This is a genomic window from Ferrimonas marina (assembly GCF_900129905.1).
Classification (GTDB): domain Bacteria; phylum Pseudomonadota; class Gammaproteobacteria; order Enterobacterales; family Shewanellaceae; genus Ferrimonas; species Ferrimonas marina.
Window position 1 is genome coordinate 266,316 of record NZ_FQXG01000004.1, and the last position, 25,495, is coordinate 291,810.

Here is a 25,495-nt window from a genome sequence, read left to right on the forward strand (position 1 = left end):
CAATCCCGCCAAACCCTAAATTTTGGCGGGCACCATGCGCATACTGATCCCCCTCTCGTTGCTGTGGCTGGCCGGCTGCAGCAGCGATTACAGCTTCTCCAGCAACCTGGATCCCAAGAACTTTGAAACCTACTTTGCCCCGGGACAGGTGCAGCTGGTGGAACACATCCCCAGCAACGCCGAGCGCCTGGGACTGGTGGAAGGCTACAGCTGCCAGGCCAGCAGCCGGGACCCCATTCCCCAGACCGCCGATGCCCGCACCGAGCTGCGAAAAGCGGCGGCCGAACTGGGGGCCAATGCGGTTCGAATCCAGCATTGTGCCGAGCTGGAGCCCAACACCGATGGCTGCCTGGCCAGCATCGCCTGCTACGGCGAGGCCGCGGTGCTGTCGCAATGAGCCACAGCCTGACCCCGGTGGCGCTGTGCCGTTCGCCCTACAAGCAGAAGTTTGCCATTCCCCGCCAGCCCAACCTGGTGCCGGCCGCCATCGGTCGGCTCGAGCTGCAGGGGGAGTGCAACCGGGCCGAGTGTCTCAAGGGGCTGGAGCAGTTCTCCCACCTTTGGGTGCTGTTCAGCTTCCATGAGAACCTGGCCCAGGGCTGGAAGCCGACCGTCCGCCCACCTCGGCTGGGGGGCAACGCCCGCATCGGAGTGTTTGCCAGCCGGGCCACCTTTCGACCCAATGGCCTGGGCATGTCGGTGGTGAAACTGCACCGCATCGGCCAGGAGGGCAAGCAGCACTTTATCGAGATCGCCGGCTTGGATCTGCTCGATGGCACCCCCATCTACGACATCAAGCCCTACATCCCCTACTCGGATGCCCTGCCTGACGCCGAGGGCGGCTATGCCCAAGAGGCGCCAACGCCGATGCCGATGCGGGTGCTGCCCCAGGCCAGCGAGGCGATGGCGGCAGCAGAACAAGCCCATCCCGGCTTCCAGCGCCTGGCCGAACAGGTGCTGGCCCAGGATCCCCGCCCGGCTTACCAGCGCAGCGCCGATCGCGAATACGGGGTGCAACTGCATGACCGGGATCTGCGTTGGGTGGTGACCGACGGCTGCAACTGCGTCACCGACGTGGTGCCACTATGACCGAGCGCTACCGCGCCCAACACCAGCGTCGCCTGGCCTGGATGCCCTGGCTCTACTACCGGCTCAAACCCAAACACCTGGCCTGGGCCCAGCCCTGGCAAGCGGATATCCAGGCACAATTGAGCGAACTGGAAACCGTCAGCTTTGGCCAGGACTGTTTCATCGCACCGGATCTGGCGCTGTTCGCTGAACCCGGTCGGGCCATTCGTTTTGGCGATCGCTGTATGGTGGCCGCCGAGAGCTTCCTCCATGGCCCCATCGACATCGGTAACGAGGTCAGCATCAACCATGGCTGTAGCCTGGATGGTGGCAAGGCCGGGATCCGCATCGGCGATCAAACCCGCATCGCCAATCACGTCTCCATCTACGCCTTCAACCACGGCATGGCATTGGATAAGCCGCTGTACCAGCAAGGGGTCAGCTCCAAAGGGGTGGTGATCGGCAAGGACGTCTGGATCGGTGCCCGGGTGGGCATCGTCGATGGCGTGACAATAGGCGATCACGCGGTGATTGGCATGGGTGCAGTGGTCACCAAGGATGTGCCGGCCTACGCCAAGGTGGCGGGTAACCCGGCGAGAGTGATTGGCGACCGCCGAGAAGAGCAGCCTTAGGCAATGCGCAAGTGGGCGTGGCTGCCAAAGCAGATCACCCGGTTACCGCCATCCTGGGTGGCCCGGTACAGCGCCTGATCCGCCAGCTCCTGCAGCTGAAAGGCGTCACTGCGGGGGCCGGGGATCATCACCGCGACGCCGATGCTGACGGTCATCGCCCCCAGGCCATCGTCGCGTCCCAGTGGCAGCTTGGCCTGCCTTACCCAATCCACCAGGGCCTGACCCAGCACCGCCGCATTCTCAGTAGTCTCCGGTAACACCAAGGCGATCCGCCCTGCCCCATCCTGGGCCATCAGATCACGGGGGCGGCGCACCCGCTGGCGTAAGTGGCGGATCAGCGCCCGCTGGCACTGGACAAAGGCGGTCTCCCCCAAGGCTTGCTGGAACACCGTGGGATCATCCAGGGTCAGCAGCATCAGGCACAACGGTTCGCCGCTGCGTCGGCCCGCATCCCACTCCGCCGCCAACACCTCATCGTATTGGGCCGGCGGTGCCAGCTCATCCTCACGCCATCGAAACGGCTGCGCCACCGGGGCCACGCCGTCGCTTTGCTGCGTCTGTCGACGCTGCCAATGCAGCCGCAGCAGCTGACCTATGGCCAAGCCCCCCGCCGCCAGCAACCAGGGTAAAAGCCCCAGCAACAGCGGCAGACCATACCATCGAGGCCCCCAGTCGATGGCAGACACCAGCAGTTGCCACTGCTGTCCACCAATGGCCGGTAAGGGCTCAGTTTGGGTATCAACCCGGCGTTGGAAGTTGGGCGTGGCCAGCAGCAAGTCTGGCGATGAAGCGCTCTGGAGCGCATACGCCATCCCCTGCTCGGCAGACAAAACGTCGGGGATCAGCAGCTCTGACAGCGATAGCCGGGCTCTCAGGTAGCCCAACAATTGACCAGGGCTGCCCCATACCGGCAGCACCGCCCACAGGGTATCGGGGCCATGCCCCGAAGCGCGACTGAACACCAGGCTTCGTTGTAGCCGGGCCCGGGTGAAAGCCGCCAGGCTGCGGGGTTCTATCGCCAGGTCCTGACCCAAATGCGCCGCCAGTGGCTCGTCGCCATGGGCATGATAGATGGGCAGGTACCAGGGCCGCTCTCCCACCGGTTGCCAGCGTGCCCCCTGGCGCTCGCGCAGCTGAAAATGAGGCAGACTGCCGCGACGGCGCTGCTCCCAGTTAAGGCGCTCATGAGCCAGTACCTTTGGGATCCACTGCAGGCTTTGCAGCTGAGGCTGACGCTGTTGTACCGATTCGGCCAGGTAGCGGAATCGCTCGGCACTGGGGCGGGGGGAGTCCGCCAGCATCAGCGCCATGGGATAGAGTGCTTCGAGGGTGGTGCGCAGCCGCCAGTTCACCGCCTCCCCCTGAACCTGGGCATGCTGGGCCAGCACCTGACGATGCTGCTGCTGCTGATGGCGCTCACCCCACCAGGCCGCGCCCGCACTGAGCAGGCCAACCAACAGGGGGAAGAGCAGTATTGCAAACCAACGCACCATGGCATCCTTGCCGGAAAATTCAACACTAGGACAGTAAAGCGTAGGCAAAATAGTGAATTAGCGCCAAATCCATTGAATCCATCTACGCCCCCATCGGACATAGACTTGTGGCGGCAGACTGATAAAATAGTCGGCTGATTTTTTGAAGGTGAATGACAGCCCCATGCGTACCAGTCAAACCCTGGTCTCCACGTTGAAAGAGACCCCGTCCGACGCCGAGATCGTCAGCCATCAGCTGATGCTGCGTGCCGGTATGATCCGTAAACTGGCCTCCGGCCTCTACTCCTGGTTGCCCACCGGTCTGCGTACCCTGCGCAAGGTGGAGAACATCGTGCGGGAAGAGATGAACCGCGCTGGTGCCGTGGAAACCCTGATGCCGGTGGTTCAGCCCGCGGATCTGTGGCAGGAAACCGGTCGCTGGGACGCCATGGGCCCGGAGATGGCCCGTCTGCAGGATCGCCATCACCGTGACTTCGTTCTGGGCCCGACCCACGAAGAGGTGATCACCGACATCGTCCGCGATGAGATCAAGTCCTACAAGCAGCTGCCGATCAACCTGTACCAGATCCAGACCAAGTTCCGCGATGAGCGCCGTCCGCGCTTCGGTGTGATGCGCGCCCGCGAGTTCACCATGAAGGACGCCTACTCCTTCCATCTGGACCAGGACACCATGGACGCCACCTACGACTCCATGTATGCCGCTTACTGCCGCATCATCGAGCGCATGGGCCTGGCCTACCGTCCGGTTCTGGCGGACACCGGTGCCATCGGTGGCAGCCACTCCCACGAGTTCCAGGTGCTGGCCCAGTCCGGTGAGGACGCCATCGCCTACTCCACCGACAGCGACTACGCCGCCAACATCGAGAAGGCCGAGGCACTGGCCCTGGGCGAACGTGGTGACGCCACCGCTGAGATGACCCTGGTGGATACTCCCAACGCCAAGACCATCGATGAGCTGGTGGAGCAGCACGGCATCGCCATCGACAAGACCGTCAAGACCCTGATCGTCAAAGCCGCTGAAGAGCTGGATGCTGAGCTGGTCGCCCTGATGGTGCGTGGCGATCACGAGCTCAACGAGGTGAAGGCGGAGAATCTGCCCCAGGTCGCCAAGCCGCTGCAGTTTGCCACCGAGGAAGAGATCCGCGCCGCCATCGGTGCAGGCCCGGGCTCCCTGGGCCCGGTGGATCTGAAGCTGCCGCTGATCATCGACCGCTCAGTGGAGACCCTCAACGACTTCGGCGCTGGTGCCAACGTCGACGGCAAGCACTACTTCAACATCAACTGGGAGCGCGACGTGGCGCTGCCAGAGGTGGCCGATCTGCGTAACGTGATCGAAGGCGATGCCAGCCCCTGCGGCAAGGGTACCCTGAAGATCGCCCGCGGCATCGAGGTGGGTCACATCTTCCAGCTGGGCACCAAATACTCCGAGTCGATGAACGCCACCGTGCTCAACGAGCAGGGCAAGGCCACCCCGCTGATCATGGGCTGTTACGGCATCGGCGTGTCCCGCATCGTGGCTGCTGCGATTGAGCAGAACCACGACGATCGCGGCATCATCTGGCCGGACGCCATCGCGCCCTACCAGGTCTCCATCATCCCGATGAACATGCACAAGTCCCACCGCGTGGCGGAACTGGCGGAGAAGCTCTACGCCGAGCTGACCGCGGCGGGCATCGAGGTGCTGTTCGACGACCGTAAAGATCGCCCGGGTGTGATGTTTGCCGATCATGAGCTGATCGGCATCCCCCACAACATCGTTATCGGCGAGCGCGGCATCGACGCCGGCAACATCGAGTACAAGTCCCGTCGTAGCGGCGAGAAGTCCGATGTGGCCATCGACGACGTGGTGAGCTTTATCCAGCAGCAGCTGGGTCAATAAGGCCTCCAAGCCTAGGTCCTAGGCAGAGAAAAGCCAAAACGCCCAAACGCCAGCTCTTCGGAGCTGGCGTTTTTGTTTGGGCCCGACTCGCTAATTCAACCTGGCTCCTCGCTTAGCCTCCCGCGCCTAGCGCCTATCCCCTATAGCTACTAGCTCCCAGCGCCTAGCCCCTAGCCCCTATCACCTAGCTCCTAGCTCCTAGCTCCTAGCTCCTAGCTCCTAGCTCCTAGCACCTAACACCTAGCTCCTAGCGCCTAGCTCCTAGCTCCTAGCTCCTGGCTCCTAACACCTAACACCTAGCTCCTAGCTCCAAGCTCCTAACACCTAGCGCCTAGCCCCTAGCCCCTAGCCCCTAGCTCCCGCTCCCGCATCCCTGTCTATACTGATTAAGCAATCTTTTACAAAGAGATAGGGAGATACGCACCGTTGCAGGACAGTAGCAAGTACGCCCTTCAACTCAGTGGCGGCGGTGCCCGAGCGGCCTACCAGATAGGGGTGATCAAGGCGATCGCCAGCTTCTATCCGCGCAACCACGGCTTGCCCTGCGGCATCCTCTGTGGCACCTCCGCCGGTGCTATCAATGCCGCTGCGCTGGCCTGTTACGCCAGCTGCTTTCACCTTGGGGTACGCAAGGTGGAGTACATCTGGCGTCACTTTCGCACCGAGCAGGTCTACCGGGCCGACCCCACCGGCGTAGGTCGCCAGCTTCTGAGACTGCTGCGCCGACCCAAGGGACACCCCCCCAGTCTGTTTGATAACCAGCCTCTCAAGGCCCTGCTGGAACAGATCATCCCGCTGGACCGGCTGGATCGCCATATCCAGAAGGGCTACCTGCGGGCCGTCACCCTCTCTGCCACCCGCTACTACCACCCCTGCTCGGTCAACTTCTACCAGGGCGATCCCAGCATCGTGCCCTGGCAGCGGGCTCGACGCTTCGGCCAGCCCAGCCGCCTAACCATCGACCACCTGTTGGCCTCCTCCGCCATCCCGTTGGTGTTTCCCTCGGTGCGGCTGGAGAACGATCACTATGGCGACGGCTCGGTACTGCAGATGTCGCCGCTGAGTCCCCCCATCCACCTGGGGGCGGAGAAGATCCTGGTGATCAACCTGGACAGTCCCCACCAGACCCTGCCGCTGGAGCGGCGTCGACGTGCGCCGGACACCGGTGACATCGCCGGCCACATGCTGGACACCATCTTCTCCGACACCCTCAACTCAGATCTGGAGCGACTGGAACGGATCAACCGCTCGCTCAACCTGATCCCGGAAAAGCTGCGCCAGGCTCAGCCGCTCAAGCCGATCGAGACCCTGGTGATCAAGCCCAGTGAAGACCTCGATGCCATCGCCCGCAGTCACTACGGTGAGCTGCCCCGTGCGGTTCGTATGATGCTGAAAAGCCTGGGGCTGGATCATGACAGCGACTCCAGCCTGCTGAGCTACCTGATGTTTGAATCGCCCTACTGCGAGGAGCTGATCGAGCTGGGCTACCAGGACGGACTGGCGCGTAAGGGCGAGCTCAAGCACTTCTTCCGGCTTTAGCCACTGACAAAAAAAGCCCCCGCTCGGTCAGAGCGGAGGCGTTGTTCTCGGCCAGTAGCAAAGCTTCAGTCTTTATCGAACTGCTCAAAGATGCTGGAGAAGTCCCGTGGCCCGTTGCCCTGACCGGCATGCAGTCGATACAGGCTGGTGGCCAGGGCGCCCATGGGGGTGGCGCTGCGGGTTTGGCCGGCGGTTTCCATCGCCAGGCCCAAGTCCTTGGCCATCAGATCCACCATAAAGCCGCCCTGGTAGCCATTGCTGGCGGGAGCGGTCGGCATCACCCCGGGACAGGGGTTGTACTTCTCCAGGGTCCAGTTGCCGCCAGAGCTGACCTTCATGATCTCCGACAACACCTTGGGATCCAGGCCGTGATCCCGGCCCAGCTGCAGCGCCTCACTGGTGCCGATCATCAACACCGATAGCAGCATGTTGTTGCAGATCTTGGCCACCTGACCGGCACCGGCGTTGCCGGCATGGAAGATGTTGGCACCCATGTCCGCCAGCAGCGGCTTGGCCGCGTCGAAGCCCGCCTCACTGCCGCCGCAGATGAAGGTCAGGGTACCGGCAGCGGCGCCAGCCGTGCCGCCAGACACCGGGGCATCGACAAACTCCAGCCCCGCTTGCGCCGCCCCTTCGCTGACCGCGATGGCACTGGCCGCATCGATGGTGGAACAGTCAATCAGCAAGGTGCCAGGGGCTGCCTTGCGGATTAGCCCACCCTCGCCCAGGTAGAGATCCCGCACATGCTTGCCGGCGGGCAGCATGGTGATCACCACCGCCGCCCCGGCCACCGCGCCGCAACTGGTGTGACAGGGCAAGGCGCCCTGCTCCGCCAGGGCATGGACCGCCTGCTCATTGAGGTCAAACACCCGAACCGTGTGTCCCGCCTGGATCAGGTTGCGCGCCATCGGCGCCCCCATGTTGCCCAGGCCGATAAATGCGATGGTACTCATTGATAATCCTCCGTGAGATCCGCCAGCGGATTGGTGGCAAAGGGGCTTTGATGAAACCGTGCCAGCCAGTCCGGGGTTACCTCTTCCCGTTGAGTAAAGCGCCACTGAGGGTTGCGGTCTTTGTCGATCAGCAAGGCCCGCACGCCCTCAACGAAATCCCCCTGCTGAGCGCAGCGTACCGCCCAGACCAGCTCCTGCTGGAACACCTGTTCAATAGACCAATCCCCGCAGGCGCTCAATTGGTGCCAGATAAGGTGAGCCGTGATGGGGCTGCCGGCCTGCAGGGTCTTGGCCGGACGAGCCAGCCAGTCAGCCTGGCTGGCGGCTTCGTTTAACTGCCCGGCCACCTGGGCCAAGGAATCACCCTGCATCACCGCATCGATACTGGCCTGCTCTCGGTGCAGCAGGCTTTCCGGCAGCTGCGGCAGGTCTTGCTCTTCCAGCCCACGCAGGTAACCGCTGAGCATGTCCCGATCCCCCGCTTCGCCTTGCCAGCCCAGGCTGGTCAGGGCATCCAGCAGGGCGCTGCGACGCTCACTGAGCACCAGGTGATCTGCCAACCCAACGTAGCGGGCATCGGCGCCGTTCATGCTGTAGCCGGTCAAGGCCAGGAAGCGACCACATTGGCCCGGCATCCGGTTAAGGAACCAGGTGCCACCCACATCGGGGAACAGGCCAATGCTGATCTCCGGCATGGCGATGCGGGAGGTCTCGGTGGCGATGCGGTGGGAGGCGCCGGCCATCAGGCCCAGCCCGCCGCCCATCACAATACCACTGCCCCACACCACCATCGGCTTGGGGAAGCGGTGGATCTTATGATCCAGCCGGTATTCGCGGCTGAAGAAGTCGGTCACCGCCTCGGTCAGCTCGCCAGGCGCCGCCTTGGCCGCCTCGTAGATGGCACGGATATCACCACCGGCGCAAAACGCCTTGTCACCGCTGCCCTGCAGCCAGATACAGACAATGCGGTCGTCCTCGGCCCAGCGGTCCAGCTGCTCGGTCAGGCTGTCCACCATGGCCAGCGACAGGGCATTGAGGGAGCGCTCGCTGTTGAGCGATGCCACCCCGATCTGATGACCGCTGTCGGTCGCCAGGGTGGTGTAGATAACGGCTTGCGTCATCGTGTTGCCTCCTTACAGGATCGGCGAGGCCGATGGATCCAGCAGACGGCGGGCGATGATCAAGCGCATGATCTCGTTGGTCCCCTCCAGGATCTGGTGCACCCGCACATCGCGCACATGGCGCTCCAGCGGATACTCACGGATGTAGCCGTAACCGCCATGCAGCTGCAGTGCCTCGTTGCAGACGGTAAAGCCCACATCGGTGGCAAAACGCTTGGCCATGGCACAGTAGGCGCTGGCTTCCGGGTCACCCTGGTCCAACTTAAAGGCCGCCAGGCGAACCATCTGTCGGGCCGCCACCAGCTCGGTGGCCATGTCCGCCAACTTAAACTGCAGCGCCTGGAACGCCGCCAGCGGCTTACCAAACTGCTGTCGTTCAGTCAGGTACTGAGTGGCCCGATCCAGTGCCGCCTGGGCGGTGCCCAGTGAGCAGGCCGCGATATTGATGCGGCCGCCATCCAGCCCCTTCATGGCGAAGGTAAAGCCCTCCCCCTCCTGGCCCAGCAGGTTGGCGACCGGCACCCGGACGTTGTCGAAGGTCACCAGGCGCGTAGGCTGGGCGTTCCAGCCCATCTTCTCCTCCGCCTTGCCGTAGACGATCCCCTCGGCATCCGCCGGGATGGCGATGGCGGAGATCCCCTTAGGGCCCGCCTCGCCGGTGCGACACATCACCACCAGCAGCTCGGTCTCGCCGGCGCCGGAGATGAACATCTTGCTGCCGTTGATGACGTAATGATCCCCGTCGCGCTCGGCCTTGGTGCGCAGGCTGGCAGCATCAGATCCACTGCCCGGTTCGGTCAGGCAATAGGAGGCCAGCTGCTGACCCAGGGTCAACGGCTCGCACCACTGCTGCTTAAGTTGCTCTGTACCCCAGGTGGCCACCATCCAGGTGGCCATGTTGTGGATGGTCAGCATCGCCGTGGTGGCGGTGCAGCCCTCGGCCAGGGCCTCAAAGATCAGCGCACTGTCGAGCCGGGAAAGACCCAGACCGCCAGCGTCTTCCGGGCTGTACAAACTGCAGAAGCCCAATTCGCCAGCCCGCTGGATCACCTCCTTGGGGAAGTGGTGGTTTTGATCCCACTCGGCGGCATGGGGGGCCAGTTCCGCCTCGGCAAACTGCCGCGCGGTATCGACAAAGGCCTGCTGGTCCTCGTTCAGATTGAAGTCCATAAAGCCTCCTTACTTCAGCGCAATGGTGAGGTTCTGCCCCTCAACAATGCCGCTCTCAGGCCAGCGTGCGGTGACCGTCTTGGTCTCGGTATAGAAGCGCACCGCCTGCTTGCCGTAAGCGTGCAGATCGCCATAGAAGGAGTTCTTCCAGCCGGTGAAGGAGAAGAACGGCAGCGGCACCGGGATCGGTACGTTGATCCCCACCTGGCCCACCTCGATCTCGTGCTGGTACTTACGCGCCGCGGCGCCGGAGTTGGTAAAGATGCTAGTGCCATTACCGAAGGGGTTGGCGTTAACCAGCTCGATGGCATCGCTGAGGGTGTCGACCGCCATGCAGGACAGCACCGGGCCAAAGATCTCCTCCTGGTAGATGCGCATCTCGGGGGTGACATCAGTAAACACCGTGGGGCCTACCCAGTTGCCGCTCTCGTGGCCCGGGACGGTGAAATCGGAGCCGTCCACCAGGCAGGTGGCGCCCTCTTCCTTACCGGCGGCGATGAGCTCCAATACCCGCTCCTTGGCCTGGGGGGTGATCAGCGGGCCATAACCGGCATCCGGGTCATCCCACAAACCGGGGCGTACCTTGGCCACGGCTTCCGCCACCTCGGCGATCCACTCCTGGCTGTGACCGACAAACACCGCCACCGAGATCGCCATACAGCGTTGGCCGGCGGCGCCTACAGACGCCCCCACCAGCTGATTGACCACGGTGTCCTTGTCCGCGTCCGGCATCACCACCATGTGGTTCTTGGCGCCGGCAAAGGCCTGTACCCGCTTCATGTTGGCGGTACCGGTCTTGTAGATGTATTGGCCCACTGGCACCGAGCCGACAAAGGAGACCGCCTTGATGTCCGGGTGGGTCAGCAGCGCATCCACCGCTTCTTTGCGGCCATGCACTACGTTGAGCAGCCCCTTGGGGGCGCCAGCCTGTTCAAACAGCTCCGCCAGACGCATCGGCGTCATGGGATCCTGCTCTGAGGGCTTGAGCACAAAGCCATTGCCGCAGGCGATGGCCATGGGGAACATCCATAGCGGGATCATGGCCGGGAAGTTGAACGGGGTGATACCAGCACAAACGCCCAGCGGCTGAATGTAGCTGTAGCTGTCGATGCCGCGGGCCACGTTCTCAACGGTTTCGCCCATCATCATGCTGGCGATGTTGGCGGCCTGCTCCACCACCTCGATGCCACGCCAGACATCACCCTTGGCGTCCTCGAAGGTCTTGCCGGTTTCCTGGGACAGGATGGTGGCCAGCTCGTCATGGTGCTCTTTGAGCAGGTGCTGATAGCGCAGCATCACCCGGGCGCGCTCAGACACCGCCACCTCTTTCCAGCTTTGTTGGGCTGCCTTGGCCGCCGCCACAGCCTGGTTGATCTCGCTGTCGGTGGCGCAGTTGAGGGTGGCGATGGGTTGGTTATTGGCGGGGTTGGTTACCGCGATCGCGGTCTCCCCTGATCCCGGGGTGTATTCCCCACCGATCAGGTGTTGAACTTGTGCTGTCATGTTGTGCTTCTCCCAGATAAAAATGCACCGCCCGCCGGTGTCGTTATTGTATGGCGGGCGGCGTAACGCTTTAGGCCAGTTCGATGGCCATGGCAGTGGCTTCACCACCGCCGATGCACAGCGACGCCACGCCGCGCTTCTTGCCGTGCGCCTTCAGGGCGTGCAGCAGGGTGACCAGGATACGGGTACCGGAGCAGCCGATGGGGTGGCCCAGGGCGCAGGCACCGCCATTGACGTTGACCTTCTCCGCATCCAGTTCCAGCTGCTGGATCGCCAGCATGGTGACCATGGCGAAGGCTTCGTTGATCTCGAACAGGTCAACGTCGTCCGCGGTCCAGGAAACCTGGTTGAGCAGCTTGGTCATGGCACCGACCGGGGCCAGGGTGAACTCTTCCGGCAGCTGAGCGTGGGTAGCATGGCCGACGATCTTGGCCAGTACCGGCAGGCCGTTGGCCTGGGCATACTCCTCGGTGGTCAGCACCACCGCAGCGGCACCATCGGAGATGGAGCTGGAGTTGGCGGCGGTGATGGTGCCGTCTTTGGCGAAGGCCGGACGCAGCGCCGGGATCTTCTCCGGACGGGCGTTGCCCGGTTGCTCATCGATGGCCACGGTGACATCGCCCTTACGGGTTGAGATGGTCACCGGATTGATCTCCGCCTCAAAGGCGCCGGACTCGATAGCGGCATTGGCTCGACGCAGGCTCTCCAACGCGAAGGCGTCCATCTGCTCTCGGGTCAGGCCATTGTCATCGGCGGTCTTCTGGGCAAAGGTACCCATGGCACCACCGGTGTAGGCATCTTCCAGGCCGTCCATGAACATGTGGTCCATCACCTTGCCGTGGCCCATGCGCATACCGGCGCGGGCTTTCTCCAGCAGGTAAGGGGCACCGGACATGCTCTCCATGCCGCCAGCCACCACCACCTCGGCGCTGCCGGCCTTGAGCAGGTCATGGCCCAGCATCACGGTCTTCATCCCGGAACCGCACACCTTGTTGACGGTGGTGGCACCCACGGACAGCGGCAGTTCCGCCCCCAGGGTCGCCTGGCGAGCCGGAGCCTGACGCAGACCGGCGGGCAGAACACAGCCCATCAGTACTTCATCGACCTGTTCTCCCGCAATGCCGGCACGTTCCATCGCTGCCTTGATTGCGTTTGCCCCCAGCTGAGGGGCTGCGACGCCACTGAGACTGCCCTGGAATCCCCCCATGGGGGTACGGGCTGCCGCGGCAATTACAATTACTGCATCCTTCGCCATTTTACTCTCCAATGTAAAACATCTGTTGCAAGCCTACTTTAAGTGTGACGTTTACGGCAACGTAAACCAGTCCGTAACGACTCGGAAAGGTTGACGTTCAATGTCACGCCTTCGTGACAGCTGGAAACCGGCTCTGGGAGGGACCGGCAGCCAGCGTCATACCCCAGTTTTATCGCTTCTGATGACAAAGGGATGGCGTTCCCAAACATCGGATCAGTCACTAGGGCTTCTGCTATTGAGACAGGGTTTTGGTCAAGAAGCCATCCGACCAGCTGAGCAGATAATCAACACCGATTTAGCGATAAGCCAAAACGGGGGATAGCAGGAAAGCATCAGGCAAGAAATCCGTTCCTATGCTTATCCACTCACCCCTTGGCGGAGGCCATCATGGAATCCATGACCAGTTGGGCCGGTCGCGCGCTGGAGCTCAGCGCTGCCCTGTTTATCTTTATCATCGGCACCCTGGTATTGGCGGTGCTGGTGATGTACCTGCGGGACGTCACCCAGACCAGCCAGGCGATCCGCCGAAACTACCCGGTGGTGGGGCGCTTTCGCTACTGGTTCGAGCATATGGGGGAGTTCTTTCGCCAGTACTTCTTCGCCCAGGACCGGGAGGAGATGCCCTTTAACCGGGCTCAGCGCAGCTGGGTGTACCGCGCCTCCAAGAACGTCGACTCCACCATCGCCTTCGGCTCCACCCGGCCACTGAACCAACCGGGGGATGTCATCTTTCTCAACTGCTTGTTTCCCACCCTCAAAGAGGATGCGGTACCGCCGGAGCCCATCGTGTTTGGCGACGCACACTGCACCAATCCTTACACCACCACCAGCTTCTTCAACCTGTCCGGCATGAGCTTTGGCGCCCTGTCGGTACCGGCGGTGCAGGCGCTGTCCCGGGGCGCTGCCAGCGCTGGCATATGGATGAACACCGGCGAGGGTGGGTTGTCCCCTTACCATCTGGAGGGGGGCTGCGACATCGTGTTCCAGATCGGTACCGCCAAGTATGGTGTACGTGATGCCCAGGGCGGACTGAGCGATGACAAGCTGGCACAGGTGGCGGCTCACCCCCAGGTGAAGATGTTTGAGATCAAGCTGTCACAGGGGGCCAAGCCTGGCAAAGGCGGGATCCTGCCCGGCGAGAAGGTCACCGAACTGATTGGCGAGATCCGCGGGATCCCGCCAGGGCAGGACTCCATCAGCCCCAACGGCCACCCCGAGATCCGCAGCGTCGAGGATCTGCTGAACATGATTGAGCGGGTACGTAAGGTGACGGGCAAGCCGGTGGGCTTTAAAGCGGTGATGGGCTCCATCGGTTGGCTGGAGGAGCTGGCGCAGCAGATCCAGCAGCGTGGCCAACATTGTGCTCCGGATTTCATCACCCTGGATTCTGCCGACGGCGGTACCGGCGCGGCACCGCAATCCTTGATGGACTTCATGGGCCTGCCGATCAAGCGCAGCCTGCCGTTACTGGTGGACTGGCGCGCACGCCACGGCCTGACTGAGCGGGTGCGCATCGTCTGCTCCGGCAAGCTAATCAACCCCTCAGACGTTGCATGGGCGCTGTGTGTCGGCGCCGATGCGGTGGTCTCCGCCCGCGGCTTTATGTTTGCCCTGGGCTGCATCCAGGCGCTGCAGTGCAACAAGAACACCTGCCCCACCGGGATCACCACCCACGACCCCAAGCTGCAGCGGGGCCTGGTGGTGGCAGATAAGAGTCAGCGGGTCGCCAACTACGCCAGCAACCTGATGCACGAGGTGGGGGTGATCGCCCACTCCTGTGGCGTACAGGGCCCGCATCAACTCAAGCCCCACCATGCCCAGGTGATCAACGACCATGGCCTGCCGGTGCCCCTGAGCGAGCTGGTCCGCCCCGGCTAGGCCACGGGACACACAGACAACAACGGCCCCCAGGGAGAAGCCATTGGGGGCCGTTGTTATGATGGCCTCGAGAGCCCGTTTATCCGCCGCGTTCGCGTCGCTGAGCCGCCTGTGCCGCCACGTAACCGGCCAGATCCCTGTTGTTGGCGATGGCCATGACCTGGCGGGGTACCGAGGAGAGCAAGCCGGAGTTGAGCAGCGCCTCGGCCTGCTTGTACACCTCGATGACGTCCGTGGCGATCACCTCCATCGGGTCAACAAAGTGGATGTGGGGCAAGCGCTGCTCCAGCAGGCCGCGCACCAGCGGCAGCTCGGTGCAACCGAGGATCACGGTATTGACCCCCTGCTGCTCCATCTTATTGATCGCCTCGATCAGACGCTCGGCATTGGGCTCAAACACCCCGGACTTGATGCCGTTGGGCTGACGCAGCGCCTGTCCGCCTGCGCTTTTTTCGCCGGTAACCTCACCGTAGATGGCGCTATGAACGCAATGCTCCTGCACCTCCGGGCTGGGTTTAACGAACACAAGGCCCGAGGCCTGCAGGTAGCGGTCGTAGATGCCTGAGTTGTAGGTGCCGTTGGTGCACAACACCCCCACTACTGACTCAGGATCCTTGGCCTTGATCCGGTCGCTGGTGGCCTTGAGCATATCCACCAGGTAGACGTCGGTATGGGCCTGCACCGCCTCACGGAAATAGTGCGCGGTGTTGCAGGTCATCACCGCAAACTGCACCCCGAGTCGCTCCATCGCCTGGGCCGATTTGACCATCTCCGGCACCGGATCCTGGCCGCCCTCGTTGATCGCCTCGGAACGATCCGGAATGTCCGGGTTTTTCACCACCACCACGCCCATATGGTCCTGGTCTTTCATGGCGCCGGCCTTGATCTCTTCCTTGGCCAGGATGTCCTGGAACAGGGCATCCGCCTCCGGGCCCATGTTGCCCATCACGCCAAACAGTATCTCTTTCATCGCGGTATCCCCTGGATTGGTTTAGGAACCGGACGATAAGCGCAGCGGGCTCAGTTCCCCACTCGGCTTTGAAGGACTCAACCCTCAGGCAAGGTCAATTCGGCCACGTCATGTTGCGATGGTAACGATCCCGATTGATGAGCCTGCTCGAGTCCAGCGGCATCAACAACACAGCCCGACTGCAGGCAGCCGGGCGGTGCTAAAAAGGACGGTAAGCGAGTGAGGTCGGGCCTACTCCCAGGGGGTCATACCGGACATATCGCTCAGGTCGAACGGGGTCTGCTGGTAGACGTAGTAGTTGAGCCAGTTAGAGACCAGTAACGCCCCGTGGGCGTGCCAGCGGGCATGGGGTACCCGTGTGGGGTCGTCCTCAGGGAAGTAGTTGTCCGGTACCCTGGGGGTCAGTCCGGAGGCCAGATCGCGTCGATACTCGTCCAGCAAGGTGGTGCGGGTGTACTCGGGGTGCCCGGTGACAAACAGGTTGCGATTGTTGTTGCTCACCACCAGGTAGGCACCAGCCTGATCGGACTCCGCCAGCACATTCAGCTGCGGATGGGCCTTGAGCTTGTCCAGCGAGACCTGGGCATAGCGTGAGTGCGGTACCCAGAAGTCGTCATCAAAGCCCCGCAGCAGCGGCACATGTTCGTGCACCCGCTGGTGCTGAAACACCCCGGAGATCTTCTCCTCGCGCAGGTAACGCTTGATGCCATAGAGATGGTAGAAGGCAGCGTGCGCAGCCCAGCACAGGAACAGCACCGAGGTAGCGTGATGCTGAGACCAGTCGATGATCGCCTGGATCTCACTCCAGTACTGCACCTGCTCAAACTCCAGGTCCCCCAGCGGCGCGCCGGTGATGATCAGGCCATCGTAGTTGTTGTTGCGCACCTCCTCGAAGTCCCGGTAGAAGGCGTTCATATGGTCGCAGGGGGTGTGCTTGGAGGGGCGGTTATGGATCCGCAGCAGCTCTACGTCCACCTGCAACGGCGAGTTACCCAATAACCGCAGCAACTGGGTTTCGGTCTCGATCTTGTTGGGCATCAGGTTGAGGATCAGCACCTTAAGCGGACGAATGTTCTGGGACTCCGCCCGGGCATCGGACATCACGAAGATGTTCTCGCCCCGCAGGATGGCGGACGCAGGTAACGAACTGGGGACCTTAACGGGCATGGCACTTCTCCAAGGCTGGTTGCCTCACTTATACCAAGACATCTGGACGTCCACAAGCCCAGATGTCTCATTCACCAATCGGCTCGCCAGCGTGTGCAAGCTTGAGGCCCCCGGCGGGGGCCTTTATCATCAAGCCACTAAAAACATGGAACCCTAGCTATGACACAACTCAGCGCCATTCTTATCGGCGCCAACGCCGGCCTGTCCCAGGCCCTGGCCCTGCAACTGGCCCAAGAGGGCGTGCGACTGGGCCTGATGGCCGCCGACCCCAAAGGCCTGGAGCCGCTGCTGCCCAAGCTGGGGGACGATACCCAGGTGGTGGCCATCGACATCTTCGATCCCGAGGGCTGCCGTGCCGCCTTTGACCAGTTATGGCAGGATCTCGATGGCGCTGCCCTGGTGATCATCAACACCGCTGCCGGCGGCCTGGATCTGGAGCTGCCCTGGTCTCTGGACAAGCAGATCATCGACGTCAATGTCACCGGCTTTACCGCCCTGGCCAACGCCGCCTTCAACAAGATGGTGGCGCAGAAATATGGCCAGCTGGGCTGTCTGACCTCCATCGCCGGTGAGCGCGGTGGCCCACAGGTGGCCTTCCACGCCTCCAAGGCGTTCCAGCAAAACTACCTGCAGGGCCTGCGTCTGCACGCCCAGCGTCTCAAGCTGCCGGTCACCGTCAGTGACATCCGCATGGGCTACATCGACAAGATGCAGGGCCGCGGCAGCCGCTTCTGGTCGGCATCGCTGGATACCCTGGCACGACAGACCCTCAAATCCCTGCGCAAGGCCAGCCATACCGCGTACATCACCCGCCGCTGGCGCTTTATCAGTTGGCTGACCCGGGCCCTGCCTGAGTTCATCTACAATAAGCGCAAGTACAAGTAACCCCTTCCCCGCGGGCGGCAAATGGGATCTCAGACACTGGTCTTTGTCGCCCAAGGGGGTAGAATCCGAGCATATTCCTCAGATATTTGCGTGAGAAACCGATGCTGATCCCCCTGCCCAACCTCGGTGCCATCGAGGCCCAAGGCGATGATCGCCTGACCTACCTGCAAAGCCAACTGACCTGTGACCTGGTCAAACTGCCGCAGAACCGCTGGACCTTCGGCGGCCACTGCGACCCCAAGGGCAAGCTGCTGGCGGCCTTTCGTTTATGCCACCACGGCGACAGCCTGCTGATGCTGATGCCGCAATCCCTGGTGGAGGTGGACCTGCCCGCCCTAGCCAAATACGCGGTGTTCAACAAGATCGAATTGACCGACGCCACGGCCCGCTATGACGCCTATGGCTTGCTCGACACAGCCGTGTTGGACGGCTGGCAAGGCGAGGACAACCTCAAGCAGCAGGGCGAAGCCCTGGCACTGATCGACGGCGAGCATGCCATTGTGCTATTGCCCGCCGGTGCCGAACTGCCGGCCGATCTGGCGGCCCTTCCCCAGGGCGAAGCCGAGCAATTTATTGCGGCCGAACTGGCTGCAGGGCGTCCCTGGTTTGAGGCTGAGCACAGTGCTGAGTTTGTGCCGCAGATGCTCAACCTGGATGCCGTCGGCGGTGTGCAGTACGACAAGGGTTGTTACATCGGCCAGGAAACCGTGGCGCGCATGCACTTCCGCGGTGGCAACAAGCGGGCCCTGTACGTGCTCACCGGCCAACCCAGCGACGCCGACACCCTGGAGATGCAGGTGGGCGATAACTGGCGTCGTGCCGGTGTGGTGGTGGCCCGCCAGGCCAACGGTGATCAGCAGTGGCTGACGGCGGTACTGAGCAAGGAGCTGGCACCGGACACCCGCTTCCGCCTGGGTGAGGCGGAGTACCAGCTGGCACCGCTGCCCTACCGCCTCTACGGCGAGGCCTGATCGCTCCACAGCCAGCCGCACCCGCACTACACTGAAAGCGAGTGATGTGCGGGGAGGCAAAGGATGGAGTTGAGCAACCTGGATCGTCTCGATCCCCAGATCTTGCTGGGGATCGTCAACGAGAAGCTGCGTCTGGGCAGTGGCAACCTGGCGGATCTGGCCGCAGAGATGGAGTTAGACAGCCTGGCGCTGGAGCAGCGCCTGGCCGAGATAGGCTTTCATTATCACAACGACGTCAACCAGTTCCGTCGCGGTTGAGTCGCCACCCCTGATGGAAGATCAGCGCGGCGCCGTGGCCTCAGTCAGGGGGCTGCGCTGGCTCTGCCACCATCGCTCCAGCGCCGGATAGAGCGGCCGCCAGGCCAGCTTGGGGTGGCGAAAATCCAGGTACTCCAACAGCACCAGCAGCCGCCAGGCTGCCAGGGTGTTTCCGCTTGGCAAGGCCGTCGGTTGGCCCTCCAGCCGCATCAGCCCGTGATGCAGGGTGTCCTGATGACGCAGGCTCCAGAACGGGGAGCGGGTACCCTCTCCCTCCCGGGTCTGCTCCATTCTCAGCGCCACCGCACTGTCGAGCAGGCCATCCACCAGCACCGCCTGCTGCGCCCTGTCCCAATCTTGCTGTTCCTGATCAAGCTCGGTCCCCACCTGCGCGAGCAGATATCGGCATATCAGGGCACTGTCGTACAGCGCCCCCAGTGGCGTTAACAGGCAGGGGATCTTGCCCAGCGGGTTGTGCTGGCGCAGCTCCTCATCCTGCTCAAACGGCGATACCACACGCTCCTCCACCTCCAGTCCCAGGTGCTGGATCAGGATCCGGACCAGGCGGGCAAAGGGGGAGGCGTCGGAGGTGTAGAGGATCACCAGTACTTCTCCATGGTGATCTGGCCCGGGGTGCGGCGCAGGTTCTTGCGCAATCCCATCCCTTCCAGCACAGCAAGGGTTTCTCGGATCATCTCCGGGTTGCCGCAGATCATGGTCTGACTGCGGGCAGGTTTGATGGGGATCCCAACGGCGTCCTGAATGGCACCGTCCACCAGCAGCTGCGGAATGCGGCCGCTGAGCATGCCATCCACCGCTTCGCGGCTGACCACAGGAACAAAATGGAAGGCATCGGGATGGGCCTGCTCCAGTGCCCGGATCTCCTCCAGGTATGCCAGGTCCTCCTGGTAGCGCACCGCATAGACCAGGATAAAGCGCTCATAGCGCTCCCAGCAGTCTTCGCTGTGCAGGATGGAGAGGAAGGGCCCCACCGCGGTACCGGTGGCAAACATCCACAGCTCCCGCCCGGCGGGAACCTCGTCCAGGGTCAAGAAGCCCGATGGACGGGGGGAAACCATCACCGAATCCCCTGGCGTCAGATCCTGCAGCTTCGGGGAAAGTTGCCCCTCCTCCACATTGACCGCCAAAAACTCCAACACCGGAGATTCCGGCGGGTTGACGTAGGAGTAGGCCCGCTGGACCCGTTCGCCATTCTGCTCCAGCGCCAACTTGCCAAACTGACCGGCAATAAACGGCTCGACCTCGGCCTCTACCTTGAGGCTAAACAAGCGTTCGTTCCAGTCGATACGCTCAACCACCTTGCCCTGAACCCAAGTACTCATGCATCCCTCACTGGCTAAATTGTCTCCACCTAGCCAGCATACTCCCGCAGATAGAAAAGAAAAACCCCGCTTAAAAGCGGGGTTTAGTCAAGAAACTAACCGAAATTTATTTTGTGGCCAAGGCACTCTCGGGCGCCTCACCCTGCTCGCTCTTGTCAACGATGGTGACCACCGCTGCGTCACCGACCACGTTGGCAGAGGTTACGAACATATCGATGATGCGGTCCACCGCAATGATCAGGGCGAAGGCGGTCTCTACCGGCAGACCCATCTGGTGGATAAGCACACCGATCATTACCGCACCGCCACCTGGTACACCACCGGCACCTACGGACAGCAGGAACACCGCGGCGATCAGGGTCGGCAGCTGCTCCATGGTGATCGGCACATTGAAGGCGTTGGCCAGGAAGAAGGCGGCAATGGTGATGTAGATGGATACGCCGCCCATGTTCATGGTGGCACCCAGCGGCACCCCGAAGCCCGCGGTGGCCTGGGACACACCCAACTTCTCGGTCAGGGTGCGCATGGTCACCGGGATAGAGGCATTGGAGCTGGCGCAAGACAGGGAGAACATCATCTGTTCACGGGTCTTGCGGCGGAACTCGGCAGCACTGACGTCGGTCATCAGGCCCACCACGGTGGGGTACACGATGAACAGCCAGATCAGCAGCAGGCCGACCACCAAGCCGATGTAACCGGCCACGGAGAGGAAGGTGGACGCCTCCAGGGTGGCCCCCAGCTTCAGCATCAGGGCGAACACGCCGTAGGGAGCCAGCTGCATCACCAGGGTGATCAGGGTCATCATGATCTTGTTGGCCTTGCGGAAGCCTTCTGCGACCCCTTCCATCTCCTGGCCCAGCAGCTTGATCACTGAACCCAGCAGCAGCGCCATAAAGATGATCTGCAGCATGTTGCCGGAAGCGAACGCCGCCACCGGGTTGCGCGGCACGATGTCGGTGATCAGATCCCGAATACTGGGCAGCTCGGTGGTGGTGATTGCCAGGCTGGCCACCTCCGGCAGTTGCACCCCGGCACCGGGCGACACCAGCAGTGCCACCACCAGCGCCACGGAGATCGCCACCAGGGTGTTGATGATGTAGAGGCCAAAGGTCTTGCTGCCCAGTCGACCGAAGCTCTGGATGCTTGGCAGCTGGGTGACGCCACTGATGATGGAGACAAACACCAGGGGCACTACCAGCATCATGATCAGGTTGACGAACATGGAGCCAGCCATGTCCGCCAGGCCCACCAGCGCCTCGGTCATGCCCGCATCCGCGGCAAAGAACTGCAGCAGGCTGCCCAGAATCAGGCCCGAGAATAGGCCAATAAAGATTTTTTTGGAGAGAGAATTGGATTGCATCGGTCTGTCGCTGCCCCTGGCTTAAGTGGATGGCCTTTCCCTTGCCGTCCGAAGTTGGCTTATTCCATGCCAATCTTTTGCGTTAGGCAGTGAATTCTACTGGCATGGTGCGGGGAGTAACAGCGGTCAATTTGTCACCATCCGCAAAGGGATACACTGGTCGGCCCCGCCGATAGGTAGAGCAAAAGCAACGAGCAAGACAACCACACAGAAGAAACAACCACCAAAACCAGCCAAAACCAAAGCAAAAACCAAATGCGACACAGATCACGCCAGCAGAATTGAGTCACTATGACGCTACGACAACGCCAATCGGCAGTGACACAGGCCGATTTTGATTGCAGGACAGATGATCGCGCTACCAGTCCCGCCCTTAATGGACCATTCGACTGGAGATGCTATAGGAACGAGACTGCCTCTGACTCTGGTGCCAGTTCGAGCACCCAGGCATTGAGGCCGACCTCATTAAGCTGCGCCAGCCAGCGGCGCTGGTTGTCCCGCAAGCTGTCCCCCGGCCCCTTGACCTCGACAAACATCAGCTGGCCCTCGTGGCTGACCAGCAGATCCGGCATGCCAGCCCGATGCTGAACCAGGTCGGACAACAAGAAACGCACCAGCCGGACCCACTTGGCAATCTCGATCCCAGTCAGAGCCGCCCTCAACAAGGGCTTGGCGATGGCCACCCCGGGCATCAGCTGGCATCGCCGGGCCCCCAGCCGCTCGAACCGCTCCAGCATCTGGGCAACAAAATCTTCCTGACTGCAGCACTGCCATCGCTGAAATTGCTGCTCAATGGCGCCCTGGCGGCGGGCGCAGAACAGCGGATGATAGAAATCCAGTGGGCCTGACTGGAAGGGCTGAACAAAGGCACCGGGCAATGGCAAAAACAGCGTTTCCCATAGCATCAGCGCCGCCACCGTGGGGATCAGCCGATTCTCGCTGAACCAAGCCTCGCCCCCTTGCTGCGCCACCAAGGCAATGGTTTTGGCTTCAACCCGTTCCTCCCCTTCGGGCAGCTGGGCCCGACGGGTCTCCGGACGAAACGGCGGCGACAGGGTCAGGGTGATGGGCAGATGAGCCTTCAAGCGTTTGAGAAAGCGCTGAGCCAGTGCCAGTTCGCTGGGACTCTCCGGTTGCGCCCACAGTGCCAGCGCCAGGTTCCGGGCTGCCTCAAAGTCACCCCGGGCAAACAGCAGACGCAGTCGACGCTCCCGCGCCAGGGCCGTATGGCATCCGCTCAACAGGGCCAGCGCGTCACCATCTTGCCCCTCCCTCTCCAGCTGACGGGCCAATTGCGCCACAAGGTGCTGCCGTCTGCGCTCCAGCTTGGGGTTGCTGCTGCTCCTTTGCAGCTGCTTCAGGGCAGAGGGCTCCGGTGCCGTCTCTTGCCAGCGCTGGGACAGTTCACTCAGCTCCAGGTAGCGCTGAACCTCCCCAGGGGATTGCAGTGGGAAGGCCGAAGGGTCGAGCGGATAAGGCTCGTAGGCCTGTTGACCGATGGCTGCCAAGACAAAATCGGTCAGGCTTTGCCGGGCATTGGCAAAGAACAGCAGTTGCAGCTCCGCCAGTGGCGGGTTCTCTGTCAGAACAATTAGCTCAAAGGGGGCTTGGGGCCACCAGCTTTGCAGCGGCAACGACTGCGCTTGGGGCAAGGCCGCAACCAGGGCCGCCTTGTTACCGCTGCAGCCCACCAACTGAGGCAGTTGCAACAGCTCATCCCGGCGCAGCAACTTACCAAGCTGAACGGCATCAAGGCTGGGATCGGCAAGGGTAAGACCGGCCGAGGTTAACGCCTCAACAGCCTCGCTGAGATCAGGCACTTCACGATAATCACAGCGGTCGCTGCGAAACAGGCTTCCTGTTCGGCTTAGCAACCGTAGGTAGAGGCACTGTGCCGGCGCTTCGAGCCCACTGACACTGTCCAGCCAGTGTGACAGTTCGTCGCTCATCAGATGGGCGCGATGAGCGTGAACGTACTCAGCAACCCAAAGGAAGTTTCGACGATAGTAATCCGGCGCAAGTGGCAGCATGACGCTCCTCTGACTTATCCCAGGCCTTGTCAGCCACTGGTCCACACCAAAGCCCGTAGCTGGGCAACCCTTTCTGTTGTAATGCATTAAAAGACACGGGGAGACACATTACCATGCCGATATGGCCCGCCAGCTGCGCCGCGGCTCAATGGCGCGGTGACCGCCAAGAGCAACAGGACGCAGTGCTGCACCTGCCGCTGGCTCATCACAGCTGCGCTTTGTTGCTGGCAGATGGCCTGGCCGGCCACCCCGCGGGCGCCATCGCCAGCGGCTTGGCTATCAGGGCGGCGGCCAGAACCCTGGAAGCCCATTATCGCCATCCTGACGCACTGGCGCTGGCACTGCACAGCGCCAACCGGGCCATCGCCTGGCATATCCGCGATTACCGAGCCCACCGGGGGATGGGAACCACGCTGTTGATGGTGCTATTAAAAGGGCAAGAGGCACAGTGGCTCAATGTGGGGGACGCCAACCTCTGGCACCTACATCATGGGCAATTTGACAATCTGGTGAGCGAGCAGCCCTCAGAATCCAGCAACCGCCAGGAGGCCAAAGCCGGGTCGGTAACCGCCGCCCTGTGCGGACTGCCCATTGCCCGAAGCTGCCAGGGGCAGAGGTTACTACAACAAGGCGATCGGCTGATGCTGGCGACGGATGGGGTCAGTGCCCTGGGCCTGTCGACTCTTCGGGCCTGTGCCCGTCAACCCAGTTGCAAATCCGTGGTGTCGGCGGTGATCACCGCACTGAGTCAGCAAGCGCCAGCCGGAGACAATGCCAGCCTGATCGTCGCTGCGCCTCGCCGCGGGCGGCTGGGCTCGGTGCGCCGCAAAAGCCCGCTGGCCCTGCCCTGGCCCGTCGCAGCCAAAGAAAACGCCGGCTAAGCCGGCGTTGTGTGTCACTGCTCTTGTTCCGCTAGTGCGGCTTCTTCGCCGTCTTGCTCGTCCGGGTCTGCTTCGGGCTCCACCAGCCCAGCCTCAGGCTGGCGCATCTGCTTTTGCAGGACCTTATTGAGCTCCTTAAGCTGCTGCTTCAGAGGACGATCACGCAGATCTTCCATCCCCAGGCTGTGGGACAGCTGTGCCAACTGGGTCTCAAGCCCCAGCAGGTAGCTTTCCCGCTCAGCACGATCCGCTTTATCCAGGGATTGAAGATCCTGGCCCAGGTGGCGTGAGTGCGCCAAAGCAAAACGGGTCGCCTCCGCCTGGGCTGCCACGGTATCCAGGTCGCGCGGGAACGCCTCTACGTGTTTCCAGGCCGCTTCCAGTCGCTGGCTGGCCTGCTCATAGCTGGCCGGAGCGGTCTGATCCAAGCCCTCGTTCTTTTGTCTCTCCAACTCACGGCGATGCGGGGTCAGGTAGATGTCACGCACCGTTCTGACCTCCAGTTCCCGCTGCGCTTTCAACAAGGCCGGCTGTGCCGACAGGGCGCGGGAGAGCCGCCCGGAAGCGATGTTGTCCACCAGCGATTTGAGCTGTTCATCCAGCTGTTGGTAGGTAGTTGAGTGCAGTGACTGTGCGTCCAGCGAACGCAGGACTTCTCGATTATGGAAGGGCTCCGCTAACTGCTCCTTGGCCTGATCGCGGATCTCTTGCGCTTGCTGGACCAGCTTTTCGGCGTCTTCCAGCGACTCTTGCGAGGCCTGGTAGCGGGAGCGAGTACTGAAGACCCCAAGGCGTTCGTACATACGCTCAGGGGTTTGGGCATACAGTTGGTACTGCTGCCTGGCATCTTGCCAGGTGCTGTTGGCACGTCGCATCTGCGCGGTGGCAAACCAGGCAAGTTCTTCATCCTGTAGCGGCCCCTCCAGGGCATCAATGCGGCTCCATACCGCATCGATCTGAGCTTGCTGCTTGTCCGGATTCTGAGTCGCCGGATCCACCGAGGGCTGGCTGGCACATCCGGCCAGGCCCAAAAGCAGCAATAGAGGAAGGATTCGTTTTTTCACAGGAACGTTTTAATAATTCTTCTTTGTTTCGTTAAGTGGGCCAGTCTACCGCCCCCGTCAGGAGACCACCAGCGC

23 protein-coding genes are annotated in these 25,495 nt (G+C 62.2%); 10 read left to right on the forward strand and 13 right to left on the reverse strand.

Going from position 1 to position 25,495, the window contains the following annotated elements:
• Positions 1 to 34: 34 nt before the first annotated feature.
• From rcsF to BUC04_RS11260, 3 genes are read left to right on the forward strand one after another with little or no spacing between them, the layout of a single operon-like run.
• Positions 35 to 397, forward strand: a complete 363-nt coding sequence (rcsF, locus tag BUC04_RS11250; protein WP_067656893.1) for an Rcs stress response system protein RcsF — start codon at positions 35 to 37, stop codon at positions 395 to 397.
• The gene (gene tsaA, locus BUC04_RS11255; RefSeq protein WP_067656895.1) at positions 394 to 1,089 is read left to right on the forward strand and encodes a tRNA (N6-threonylcarbamoyladenosine(37)-N6)-methyltransferase TrmO; all 696 of its coding nucleotides are present in this window, start codon (positions 394 to 396) and stop codon (positions 1,087 to 1,089) included. Before rcsF ends, tsaA begins: the two co-directional genes overlap by 4 nt.
• Positions 1,086 to 1,700 (forward strand): acyltransferase, encoded by a 615-nt coding sequence (locus BUC04_RS11260; protein WP_067656898.1) that lies wholly within the window; start codon positions 1,086 to 1,088, stop codon positions 1,698 to 1,700. Before tsaA ends, BUC04_RS11260 begins: the two co-directional genes overlap by 4 nt.
• Here the strand turns inward: BUC04_RS11260 and BUC04_RS11265 are convergent.
• Positions 1,697 to 3,190, reverse strand: coding sequence for a diguanylate cyclase domain-containing protein (locus BUC04_RS11265; protein WP_143165689.1), 1,494 nt, complete (start codon positions 3,188 to 3,190; stop codon positions 1,697 to 1,699). The genes BUC04_RS11260 and BUC04_RS11265 overlap by 4 nt on opposite strands.
• Before the next feature lie 166 nt (positions 3,191 to 3,356).
• On the opposite strand from BUC04_RS11265, the gene BUC04_RS11270 reads away from it, so the two are divergent.
• Both BUC04_RS11270 and BUC04_RS11275 read left to right on the forward strand, forming a co-directional pair.
• On the forward strand, positions 3,357 to 5,072 hold the full coding sequence (locus BUC04_RS11270; RefSeq protein ID WP_067656904.1) for a proline--tRNA ligase: 1,716 nt from the start codon (positions 3,357 to 3,359) through the stop codon (positions 5,070 to 5,072).
• A gap of 426 nt (positions 5,073 to 5,498) precedes the next feature.
• On the forward strand, positions 5,499 to 6,611 hold the full coding sequence (locus BUC04_RS11275; RefSeq protein WP_067656907.1) for a patatin-like phospholipase family protein: 1,113 nt from the start codon (positions 5,499 to 5,501) through the stop codon (positions 6,609 to 6,611).
• A 65-nt stretch (positions 6,612 to 6,676) separates the two neighbouring features.
• Here BUC04_RS11275 and mmsB read toward each other — a convergent pair whose 3' ends face one another.
• From mmsB to BUC04_RS11300, 5 genes are all read right to left on the reverse strand, one after another.
• Positions 6,677 to 7,564: a 3-hydroxyisobutyrate dehydrogenase gene (gene mmsB / locus BUC04_RS11280; RefSeq protein WP_067656909.1), complete on the reverse strand. Its 888-nt coding sequence runs from the start codon at positions 7,562 to 7,564 to the stop codon at positions 6,677 to 6,679.
• Positions 7,561 to 8,685 (reverse strand): enoyl-CoA hydratase/isomerase family protein, encoded by a 1,125-nt coding sequence (locus tag BUC04_RS11285; protein ID WP_067656912.1) that lies wholly within the window; start codon positions 8,683 to 8,685, stop codon positions 7,561 to 7,563. The genes mmsB and BUC04_RS11285 overlap by 4 nt, the downstream gene beginning before the upstream one ends.
• A gap of 12 nt (positions 8,686 to 8,697) precedes the next feature.
• Complete coding sequence (locus BUC04_RS11290) at positions 8,698 to 9,855, reverse strand: acyl-CoA dehydrogenase family protein (RefSeq protein WP_067656915.1); 1,158 nt, start codon at positions 9,853 to 9,855, stop codon at positions 8,698 to 8,700.
• A gap of 9 nt (positions 9,856 to 9,864) precedes the next feature.
• Positions 9,865 to 11,358: a CoA-acylating methylmalonate-semialdehyde dehydrogenase gene (locus tag BUC04_RS11295; RefSeq protein WP_067656918.1), complete on the reverse strand. Its 1,494-nt coding sequence runs from the start codon at positions 11,356 to 11,358 to the stop codon at positions 9,865 to 9,867.
• 70 nt (positions 11,359 to 11,428) lie between these two features.
• On the reverse strand, positions 11,429 to 12,613 hold the full coding sequence (locus tag BUC04_RS11300) for a thiolase family protein (RefSeq protein ID WP_067656921.1): 1,185 nt from the start codon (positions 12,611 to 12,613) through the stop codon (positions 11,429 to 11,431).
• Positions 12,614 to 13,000: 387 nt separating this feature from the next.
• Between BUC04_RS11300 and BUC04_RS11305 the strand changes: the two genes are divergently transcribed.
• Positions 13,001 to 14,491 carry an FMN-binding glutamate synthase family protein gene (locus tag BUC04_RS11305; RefSeq protein WP_067656993.1) on the forward strand — a complete coding sequence of 497 codons (1,491 nt, stop codon included), beginning with the start codon at positions 13,001 to 13,003 and terminating at the stop codon, positions 14,489 to 14,491.
• Positions 14,492 to 14,570: 79 nt separating this feature from the next.
• Here BUC04_RS11305 and BUC04_RS11310 read toward each other — a convergent pair whose 3' ends face one another.
• Both BUC04_RS11310 and metA read right to left on the reverse strand, forming a co-directional pair.
• Positions 14,571 to 15,461, reverse strand: coding sequence for an aspartate/glutamate racemase family protein (locus BUC04_RS11310; RefSeq protein ID WP_067656924.1), 891 nt, complete (start codon positions 15,459 to 15,461; stop codon positions 14,571 to 14,573).
• Between the two features lie 231 nt (positions 15,462 to 15,692).
• A complete protein-coding gene (gene metA, locus BUC04_RS11315) occupies positions 15,693 to 16,628 on the reverse strand; it encodes a homoserine O-acetyltransferase MetA (RefSeq protein WP_067656928.1) in 936 nt (311 codons plus the stop codon).
• A gap of 159 nt (positions 16,629 to 16,787) precedes the next feature.
• Between metA and BUC04_RS11320 the strand changes: the two genes are divergently transcribed.
• The 3 genes from BUC04_RS11320 (at position 16,788) to BUC04_RS11330 (ending at position 18,742) form a co-directional block, all read left to right on the forward strand.
• Positions 16,788 to 17,513: an SDR family NAD(P)-dependent oxidoreductase gene (locus BUC04_RS11320; protein ID WP_067656931.1), complete on the forward strand. Its 726-nt coding sequence runs from the start codon at positions 16,788 to 16,790 to the stop codon at positions 17,511 to 17,513.
• A 101-nt stretch (positions 17,514 to 17,614) separates the two neighbouring features.
• Positions 17,615 to 18,484, forward strand: coding sequence for a CAF17-like 4Fe-4S cluster assembly/insertion protein YgfZ (gene ygfZ / locus BUC04_RS11325; protein WP_067656934.1), 870 nt, complete (start codon positions 17,615 to 17,617; stop codon positions 18,482 to 18,484).
• Between the two features lie 63 nt (positions 18,485 to 18,547).
• Positions 18,548 to 18,742 (forward strand): DUF4250 domain-containing protein, encoded by a 195-nt coding sequence (locus BUC04_RS11330; RefSeq protein ID WP_067656936.1) that lies wholly within the window; start codon positions 18,548 to 18,550, stop codon positions 18,740 to 18,742.
• A gap of 21 nt (positions 18,743 to 18,763) precedes the next feature.
• Here BUC04_RS11330 and BUC04_RS11335 read toward each other — a convergent pair whose 3' ends face one another.
• The 4 genes from BUC04_RS11335 to BUC04_RS11350 all read right to left on the reverse strand — a co-directional run bounded on the left by BUC04_RS11335 (position 18,764) and on the right by BUC04_RS11350 (position 23,475).
• Positions 18,764 to 19,345 carry a glutathione S-transferase family protein gene (locus BUC04_RS11335; RefSeq protein WP_067656939.1) on the reverse strand — a complete coding sequence of 194 codons (582 nt, stop codon included), beginning with the start codon at positions 19,343 to 19,345 and terminating at the stop codon, positions 18,764 to 18,766.
• Positions 19,342 to 20,085 (reverse strand): ferredoxin--NADP reductase, encoded by a 744-nt coding sequence (locus BUC04_RS11340; protein ID WP_067656942.1) that lies wholly within the window; start codon positions 20,083 to 20,085, stop codon positions 19,342 to 19,344. The genes BUC04_RS11335 and BUC04_RS11340 overlap by 4 nt, the downstream gene beginning before the upstream one ends.
• 106 nt (positions 20,086 to 20,191) lie before the next feature.
• Positions 20,192 to 21,445, reverse strand: coding sequence for a dicarboxylate/amino acid:cation symporter (locus tag BUC04_RS11345; RefSeq protein WP_067656945.1), 1,254 nt, complete (start codon positions 21,443 to 21,445; stop codon positions 20,192 to 20,194).
• Positions 21,446 to 21,843: 398 nt separating this feature from the next.
• Positions 21,844 to 23,475, reverse strand: coding sequence for a VRR-NUC domain-containing protein (locus tag BUC04_RS11350; protein ID WP_067656948.1), 1,632 nt, complete (start codon positions 23,473 to 23,475; stop codon positions 21,844 to 21,846).
• A gap of 113 nt (positions 23,476 to 23,588) precedes the next feature.
• Between BUC04_RS11350 and BUC04_RS11355 the strand changes: the two genes are divergently transcribed.
• Positions 23,589 to 24,356 (forward strand): PP2C family protein-serine/threonine phosphatase, encoded by a 768-nt coding sequence (locus BUC04_RS11355; RefSeq protein ID WP_067656951.1) that lies wholly within the window; start codon positions 23,589 to 23,591, stop codon positions 24,354 to 24,356.
• A gap of 14 nt (positions 24,357 to 24,370) precedes the next feature.
• Here BUC04_RS11355 and BUC04_RS11360 read toward each other — a convergent pair whose 3' ends face one another.
• A complete protein-coding gene (locus BUC04_RS11360) occupies positions 24,371 to 25,420 on the reverse strand; it encodes a hypothetical protein (protein ID WP_143165690.1) in 1,050 nt (349 codons plus the stop codon).
• Between the last annotated feature and the right edge of the window lie 75 nt (positions 25,421 to 25,495).